Here is an 8,336-nt window from a genome sequence, read left to right as displayed (position 1 = left end):
TGTATCATCTGCACTCTCGGATTAGTGGTTTAGGTATTTCAAATCCCCACAATAAACCCGTTTGCGCCTTGTGTTAATTGGTTTAAACTAAGGGAGTTTATATTCGTAGGCTGGATCACCCAATCATTATCCCCTTTGCCATGGGGGTTTTAAGTGGGGATTTGGCATTCTTGCTTGCGGGGTTTAACGCACTGCCATGTGATGGTGGGGTATTAATCTGCAAGTCAGAGGGCTTAATGGTAGTTCCGCCCGATTCTAATATATCAGACGCACCGGCAACTTCTCCACCGCTAAACCCCGTTTGGCACAATTCATTATCTCTAAGCCGGATTTAGATTTGATTGGACTTTGATGGTCATTTTTGAGACTATTTTAAGAGAGTTAAGGGTTGCGTGTCTTAGCTAGAGTATAATTAAGATCATCTCAACAAAAGGAAGTTCCATGCAAGACTCCTATGAACGCGTTCTCTTTGATCAGATTTCTCAACGGCTCGAAGCACTCACTAGTTTGGAGGCTAACCGCCCTGATAAAAATATCCATGAGGAATTAGCCAAGCAAGGCTTAGAGAGACGCGACTTTATGAAGTGGGTGAGTGCCATGACAGCCACTCTAGCCTTACCGGCTAGCTTTGTGCCCTTAACTGCCAAAGCCGTTGAGATGGCCAATCGCCTCCCAGTCATTTGGCTACACATGGCAGAATGTACGGGGTGTAGCGAAAGCTTGCTTAGGAGCGAAGACCCCAGCATTGATAGTGTAATCTTTGATTATATCAACCTAGAATACCACGAGACTATTATGGTGGCTAGTGGCCACCAAGCAGAACACAACTTAGAGCAGGCGATCCAAAAACATAAAGGGAATTATATTCTGATGGTGGAGGGGGGGATTCCTCAAGGCACAGAGTATTTTTTAACCATTGGGAGCGAGGGGCGCACGGGGGCACAAGAGTGTATCCATGCGGCCAAATATGCCAAAGCCATTTTAGCCATTGGGACATGTTCGAGCTTTGGGGGCGTGCAGGCAGCTTACCCTAACCCCTCTAATGCACAGGCTTTAAACAAGATCATCAGCCAACCTATTATCAATGTGCCCGGCTGTCCGCCTAGTGAGAAAAACATTGTGGGTAATGTGCTCTATTTGCTCATGTTTGGTACAGCCCCCAGATTAGATGCCTATAACCGCCCCACTTGGGCTTATGGACACCGGATACACGATCAATGCGAACGCAGAGGGCATTTTGATGCGGGCGAGTTTGTCCAGCACTTTGGAGATGAAAATGCCAAAAATGGCTTTTGTCTTTACAAAGTGGGTTGCAAGGGCCCTTATACATTCAATAATTGCTCCAAATTGCGCTTTAATTCCCACACAAATTGGCCTATTGGGGCTGGGCATGGCTGTATTGGGTGCTCTGAGCCCAACTTTTGGGACACCATGAGTCCTTTTGAAGAACCCATCTCTAACCGCTTGATCACACCCATTACCAGTGCTTTTGGGGGGGTGGGGGCTGATAGGGTGGCAGATAGTGTAGGCATTGTAGCTCTGAGTGCTAGTGCGATTGGCATTGCGATGCATGCGGTGATCTCAGGGTTAGCCAAAAACAAAGATCAATCCAGTGAGGATGAAATGAGGAGTTCACATGGCTAAGAAAATCATTGTCGATCCCATTACCCGCATTGAGGGGCATTTGCGCATTGAGGTGATCGTAGATGATCGCAATGTGATCACCGATGCGTTTTCTTCTTCCACTCTCTTTAGGGGGCTAGAAACCATCATTAAGAATCGCGATCCACGCGATGCGGGCTTTATCGCCCAACGCATTTGTGGAGTCTGCACTTATTCACATTACAAAGCGGGCATTAGTGCAGTTGAGGATGCTTTAGGGATTGTGCCCCCTTATAACGCCCAGTTGGTGCGCTCCTTGATGAATATTGCGCTTTTGTTGCACGACCATGTGGTGCATTTTTACACTTTGCATGGGCTAGATTGGTGCGATCTATTGAGCGCGCTGAAAGCCGACCCTAAAAAGGCTAGCCAAATTGCCTTCCAATATAGCGATTATCCCTTAGGCACGGGGGAAGATGAACTTAAAGAAGTGCAAAAACGCGTGGGGGATTTTGCCAAACAGGGGGCATTAGGTCCCTTTGCTAATGGCTATTACGGGCATAAAACCTACCATCTAAGTCCGGAGCAAAATCTCATTGTGCTCTCCCACTATTTGAGGTTGCTAGGCGTCCAAAGAGAGGCAGCCAAGATGACCGCCATTTTTGGGGCCAAACAGCCCCATCCGCAGAGTTTGACCGTGGGCGGAATCACTTCTGTTATGGATGTGCTAGACCCTACCCGTTTGGGTGAGTGGAAAAGCAAATTTGAGGTTGTAAAAGATTTTGTGCAACGGGCTTATTACCCGGATATTGTGATGGCAGCAGGCATGTTCAATCAAGAGGACAGCGTACTAAAAGGTTGTGGGCTTAAAAATTTCATCGCCCATGAGGAGATTTTATTGAGTAGGGGCAAGTATCTTTTGAGCTCTGGGGTGGTGCTCAATGGGGATTTGGGCACTTTGCATCCCATTGATGAAAACCTCATCAAAGAGGAGGTTACGCATTCATGGTATCAATATGACCATGATGCGGTAGCTTTACACCCCTATGATGGAGAGACCACCCCCCATTATACTGGCTTTAAAGAGGGGCAGAGTGTAGGCTTAGATGGTGAAATGGTCACCAGTAAGGTTTTGGACACGCAGGGCAAATATTCTTGGATCAAATCCCCCCGCTATAATGGCTTACCTATGGAGGTGGGACCTTTGGCATCCCTAGCTGTAGGATTGGCAGCTAAAAATCCCCATACGACCAAAGTAGCCCACCAATTCTTAAAAGACACCCAATTGCCCATCGAGGCGATTTTTAGCACTTTGGGGCGCACCGCCGCGCGTTGCTTAGAGTCCAAGATTTTAGTGGAAAATGGCTTACAAACTTGGGATTCTTTGGTGGAAAACCTCAAATCCGATCAGAGCACATGCGCGCCCTATAAAATTGACAAGAATAAAGAATACAGGGGGCGTTACATCGGGCAAGTGCCAAGAGGCATGTTAAGCCACTGGGTACGGATCAAAAATGGGGTGGTCGCCAATTACCAAGCGGTCGTCCCCTCTACTTGGAACGGAGGAGCTAGAGATGCTCAGGGGCAAAAGGGACCTTATGAGATGAGCTTGATTGGCACTAAAATCGCAGATTTAACCCAACCCCTAGAGATCATCCGCACGATCCACTCTTTTGATCCCTGCATTGCATGCTCGGTGCATGTGATGGATTTAAAAGGGGCTCATTTGGGGGAATTTAAAGTCCAACCCAGTTTTATTAAGGGGGTACACCATGCCAAAGAATAGTTACCACGCTTACCAAGAGTTTTCCGGCTTTGTGCGTTTGTTCCATTGGATGCGTGCCTTTGCCATCTTTTTTCTAGTGGGGAGCGGGTTTTATATCGCCTATCCCTTTTTACAACCCAGTTCCAGTGTTTATAGTGGCATGTATTTTTTGCAAGCCTATATCCGCAGCGCGCATATCATGTTGGGCTTTATCCTCATTGCTGTCTCTCTTTTTAGGTGTTATCTCTTCTTCTTTGATCGCAAAAGCCATGCAGAACGTTCATCGGCTAGGAATGTGTGGGATTTGGACGCTTGGATCAAGCAACTCAAGGTGTATTTTTGGATCAGTAAGGCGCATGGTGGCGCAGGGGCTTACAACCCCCTCCAATTCATCGCCTATTTGAGTTTGTGTATCTTGTTGGTCCTCATTTCTCTAAGCGGGGTGGTGCTCTACTACAATGTCTATCACAATGGCTTAGGCGCATTTTTAGCCCCCTTGTTTAAATGGTTTGAGGTGTTGTGTGGGGGGCTTTCCAATGTGCGTTATATCCACCACTTGAGCACTTGGGGGATTATCCTCTTTGTGCCCGTGCATGTTTATATGGTGGTTTTCCACTCCATTAGGTTCCCCGATGGTGGGACTGATAGCATGATTAGTGGCATGCGTTATGTCAAGGATTGATCTGAAAATCCTAATCTTGGGCATTGGCAATATTTTACTGGGCGATGAAGGGGTGGGGGTGCATTTGGCCAACTTCTTGGCATGTAATTACCGCTTTGGGGGCGCACATAAGGTGGAATGCATGGACGGGGGGACTATGGCGCAGGCGTTAATCCCTTGGATTGTGGAATGCGATCATCTCTTGCTTTTGGATTGTGTGAGCGTGGCGGGGGCTCAAGTGGGCGATCTCTATTGTTTTGACTTCCAACAAATCCCTCCAGACATCACTTGGGCAGGGAGCGCGCATGAGGTGGAGATGTTGCAAACCTTGAAGCTTACCGCCTTGATGGGCGATTTGCCTCCCACCACCATCATCGGTCTAGTCCCCTCCATTTTGCAAGAAAATACCAGCTTTGATCTCAGCCCTTCCATGCTCAAGGGGGCACACCTAGCCATAGAAAAGGCTTTGGAGATTTTAACGCAATGGGGCGTGTGCGTTACTCCCAAATCCACAATCAAGAGTCTAGAGGCAATCGCCCAAACTTCTTATAGGATGATCTGAATGGAAAACTTTGTGTTTAAATTTGAATCGATTGGGGAGTTAGGCACACAAGTGGGGGCGTTGTTAATGGATTTTTTAAGCGCGCATGCACACGCACAAAACTTATCCTATGCCACTACCCCAGAGGCTTTCTATTTGCAAGCCACGCCACAGCAAGCCCAAAGCTTTGCCGATTTTTTAAGCCAACACCTGCCTCTAGCACTCAGTTTTAAATTTGTAGGTGTGGAGGTAACCGGGCAAACTCTAGAGTTCAATACCTCCCCTAAAATGGCCCCTCCTATAGATGTGCTAGAAGAGCGCAATGCCCTAGAACATGGCAATTTAGATGGGATTGGAGAAGTCATTTATGAGCAAAAACCTTGCTTGGACTTTGCAGAAATAACACATGCTTTTCAAGATATTTTAGATCGCCTCCAGCAAAAACAACATGTGATCTTAAAGACCTCTAGGGGAATTTACACCCTCTCTTGCACCCCCCTAGAAAACTCAAGCGTACTCTTTATGGATTTGGCCAGTGTCCTCTCTTTAACCCGTTTGGATCAAAGAAGCGCGCAGGCACTTTGCACGCTAGAGAAGCCCCAACTTGTAGCGACCCTCAAAGAAGTCTTTGTATCTGATTTTAAGGGTCTAGAGATTTACGCCCAATTGCCCTATGATTTTGGGCTTGCCCTCTTGGCACACTTGGGGCTCAAGCGAGACATCTCTTATTTGTTTATGGCACCCAGCCCAAATACCCCGCATTTGAGCTACACCACAAAAGCCCCGAGTTTTCCCCATCAAGTCTTCAGCGTGGCCAAAAATGGACTCCTATTGCCCCATGCCCGCACACATGCCAACCCCACCTTAGAATTTGTGCGCCAAGAAGCCCCCAAAGAGCCCCATTTGGTCTTGTATTTGAATTTTGAACGCCCCACTTGCTGTTGGGTCTATGATGGGGTTTATAAAGAATTGTTGCGCTGGCAAGTGCCCACCTCTCCTAGCACATTGCTCCAAGAAGTGCAGAAAAATGCTAAGGGGCGTAAGCTCTATGCCAACTACCAAAAAGCCTACCCGGAGTTATGCGCCCGCCTAGAGCAAAGCCCTATCACAGAGCCAAGCCATAATCTTTTAGACTTCTTGGCTGGCTTGCTCCAAGTTTTGGGTTTGAGCAAGACACACGACCCATACGCACTCTTCGATCAAGCCAAAAGCTTTCTACGCACCAAGGGACCTTATATTGATTTTAAGCTGGCTAAAGACCCCCCCAATCTCAACCCCGCTCCCACACTCAGAAGCGCGATGAGCTATGCATTAGGGGGCACGGACGCACCCACCATGTGTTTTGGTATCCTCGACTCTTTGGCGCAATTTTTAGGCAATATCATCTATGACACACATACCCAATTCCACCTTAATCATGTCTATCTGTGTGGGGAAGTGTTTTTGCAAAAAGTCTTTTTGGATCTCTGTGTTGAATATTTCCCCAAAGAATGCACCCCTATCTTCCCCCTCAAACACATGGATTACCTAGCCTAGAGAATACGCTCTAAATCAGCCAAAATAGGCTAAAATGTGCCATTTCTGGAGGTTTATGCCATGGATTTGAGGTATGTTAATGGGGCTCAGATGAAGAGGAATGCCAAAAATCGCTTGGATGCCTATTTTACCAAACCTGAAATCGCCCAAAAGTTATTGACTAAAACTAAAGAGGTGATTAGCCAATATGAGGCGTTGGAGCAATACACTTGGCTTGAACCCAGTGTGGGTGATGGTTGTTTTTACACCCTTTTGCCAGAAGCCAAAATTGGCATTGACATTAGTCCAAGCAAGTTTGACACTATACAAGCCAATTATTTAGATTTTACCCTACCCTCTAAACCCCTAATTGTCATCGGCAATCCCCCATTTGGACACCGCGGGGTGCTAGCATTAGAATTTATCAACCACTCCAAAGACGCTGATTTTGTCTGTTTCATTTTGCCCATGTTTTTCCAAAGTCTGGGGAAGGGGTCTGTGCGTTATCGCGTGCGTGGTCTGCACCTGCTCTATGAAGAGAGTTTGCCCAAAAATTCTTTTTACTTGAGCGATGGGAGGGAAAAAGATGTGCATTGTTGTTTCCAGATCTGGAGCAAAAACCACCAAAACAACACAGAGGAATTTAGCTGGTACCGCCAGAAAGAAAAGCACGAACCTTTTAGCAGCATTGTCAAAGTGGTTACCGTGTCCTTAGCCAAAAATAGAGAATGTGGCAAGGAATGGATTTTTAATAAAAAGGCAAATTTTTACCTCTCCAGCACATTTTTTAAAGAAAACGCCGTTGTGAGAGATTTTGCCCATGTCAAGTATAAAAGCGGGATCGCCATCATTTATACGCCAAATGCACCCAAAGAAAGACTGGATACTCTGTTCTTAAACGCCGATTGGATCAAGTATAGTTCGCTAGCCACAAATGGTTGTAGGCACATTGGGAAATCCCATATTTTTAGACTTTTGCAAGATGGAGGCTTATGATGTCATTGGATTTTAACCAAGTTTTGTTAAACCTAGTGGAGAAAAAATACGAGGAAATCGAAAGCAAGCGGAGGAGTGGCATTTTTGAAAAAATTTTGCGTTTTGAGGGGAATGCTATAGGTCAAATCGGAGAGAGTTTTATGAAGGAAGTGTTCGAGCTGTTGGGTTTGCCCCTAGACCCGTGCAATAAAGAGATTATTCATGATGAATATGATCTGCTCTCCAAGGGCAAGAAAGTGGAAATCAAGACGGCTCGAAAGGGTCTCAACAATAATAATTTCCAATTCAATGGGATTAACCCCAAATACAACTACGATTATATTATTTTGTTGGGCATCACGGTTGAGAGCGTGCATTACTATATTATTGACAAAAAACAAGACTATATCTATAAACACAAGGAACGCAAAGAGGTGATTCGCATCCACAATAAAGAAAAACAGCTGGTAGCCATGAATCCGGGTAACCAAGCCAATTATAAACTCACCCTCACCCTCAACGATCTAAAACCCATCACAAGTTTTGAAAAGGATTTACGGGCTTTTTTGATTCATGATGGTTTGTGTGTTTAGTTTTGTGTAGGGCTTTGGGGAGGTAGATTAGGTTGTATCCGCTAAAAGGGGGCGGTTTGGAGTGTTTGATTAGCAATGGTGCAGATTAAGTATCTATTTGGGAGAGGTTGGCATTAACAAGATCACAGATTTAATGGGTAAAGTTGTTCTAGACAAGTATTTTTGGCTGATGTGGCTTATGCCTATAGTCGCTAGTGGGTTTTCTGTGTCGGTGCAAGCAAGGGGCGAGCTTTTTGCACAAATACTCTTGGTGGCTTTTTATGGCTTTGCCTTCTTTTATGTTTTTTATTTTCTTTTGACCTTTATCCCCTCGCATAAAATCACAAATATCTTAAAAGGCACTCTATGCCTTATCAGTCTGGTGCTCACAGGCATTGATTTTTTCAGTGCCTACTATCTGCACACAGGTTTTACCCCAGCTTTAGTGGGGACTTTATTGGCCACCAATCTTAGAGAAACCCAAGAATTTATGCATGCCATGTTATTGCCTCATTGGGGCTTTGTGTGCGCTTATGTTCTTGCTTGTGGCGGATTCTTGGGGTTTGTGCGGGGGGGGGGGGGGGGAAAAATTTTAGCGCCCAATTTTAGGTTTGGGGTTTTATTGGCGGTTTTTGGATGTTTGGGGGGGAAAACAGGGAGACCTATTTATTAAAAGAGAAGGAGTGGGTTTTTTTTTAGACCCAA

8 protein-coding genes are annotated in these 8,336 nt (G+C 45.8%); all 8 read left to right on the top strand.

Features of this window, described 5'->3' with window-relative positions:
- Positions 1-441 precede the first annotated feature (441 nt).
- The 8 genes from FNE76_RS07785 to FNE76_RS07750 all read left to right on the top strand — a co-directional run bounded on the left by FNE76_RS07785 (position 442) and on the right by FNE76_RS07750 (position 8,304).
- Positions 442-1,644, top strand: coding sequence for a hydrogenase small subunit (locus FNE76_RS07785; RefSeq protein ID WP_120948793.1), 1,203 nt, complete (start codon positions 442-444; stop codon positions 1,642-1,644).
- Positions 1,637-3,388, top strand: a complete 1,752-nt coding sequence (locus tag FNE76_RS07780) for a nickel-dependent hydrogenase large subunit (protein ID WP_120948794.1) — start codon at positions 1,637-1,639, stop codon at positions 3,386-3,388. Before FNE76_RS07785 ends, FNE76_RS07780 begins: the two co-directional genes overlap by 8 nt.
- Positions 3,375-4,049 (top strand): Ni/Fe-hydrogenase, b-type cytochrome subunit, encoded by a 675-nt coding sequence (gene cybH / locus FNE76_RS07775; protein ID WP_120948795.1) that lies wholly within the window; start codon positions 3,375-3,377, stop codon positions 4,047-4,049. Before FNE76_RS07780 ends, cybH begins: the two co-directional genes overlap by 14 nt.
- Before the next feature lies 1 nt (position 4,050).
- On the top strand, positions 4,051-4,590 hold the full coding sequence (locus FNE76_RS07770; protein WP_104641000.1) for a HyaD/HybD family hydrogenase maturation endopeptidase: 540 nt from the start codon (positions 4,051-4,053) through the stop codon (positions 4,588-4,590).
- The gene (locus tag FNE76_RS07765; protein ID WP_120948796.1) at positions 4,591-6,105 is read left to right on the top strand and encodes a protein hydE; all 1,515 of its coding nucleotides are present in this window, start codon (positions 4,591-4,593) and stop codon (positions 6,103-6,105) included.
- A gap of 60 nt (positions 6,106-6,165) precedes the next feature.
- Positions 6,166-7,080, top strand: a complete 915-nt coding sequence (locus FNE76_RS07760; protein ID WP_185963034.1) for an SAM-dependent methyltransferase — start codon at positions 6,166-6,168, stop codon at positions 7,078-7,080.
- A 5-nt stretch (positions 7,081-7,085) separates the two neighbouring features.
- On the top strand, positions 7,086-7,652 hold the full coding sequence (locus tag FNE76_RS07755; RefSeq protein ID WP_407925319.1) for a restriction endonuclease: 567 nt from the start codon (positions 7,086-7,088) through the stop codon (positions 7,650-7,652).
- A gap of 97 nt (positions 7,653-7,749) precedes the next feature.
- The gene (locus FNE76_RS07750) at positions 7,750-8,304 is read left to right on the top strand and encodes a hypothetical protein (protein ID WP_143928482.1); all 555 of its coding nucleotides are present in this window, start codon (positions 7,750-7,752) and stop codon (positions 8,302-8,304) included.
- Positions 8,305-8,336: the final 32 nt, after the last annotated feature.

Source organism: Helicobacter mehlei, assembly GCF_007280785.1.
GTDB classification, from domain to species: domain Bacteria; phylum Campylobacterota; class Campylobacteria; order Campylobacterales; family Helicobacteraceae; genus Helicobacter; species Helicobacter mehlei.
This window is presented reverse-complemented; position numbering and strand designations above follow the sequence as displayed.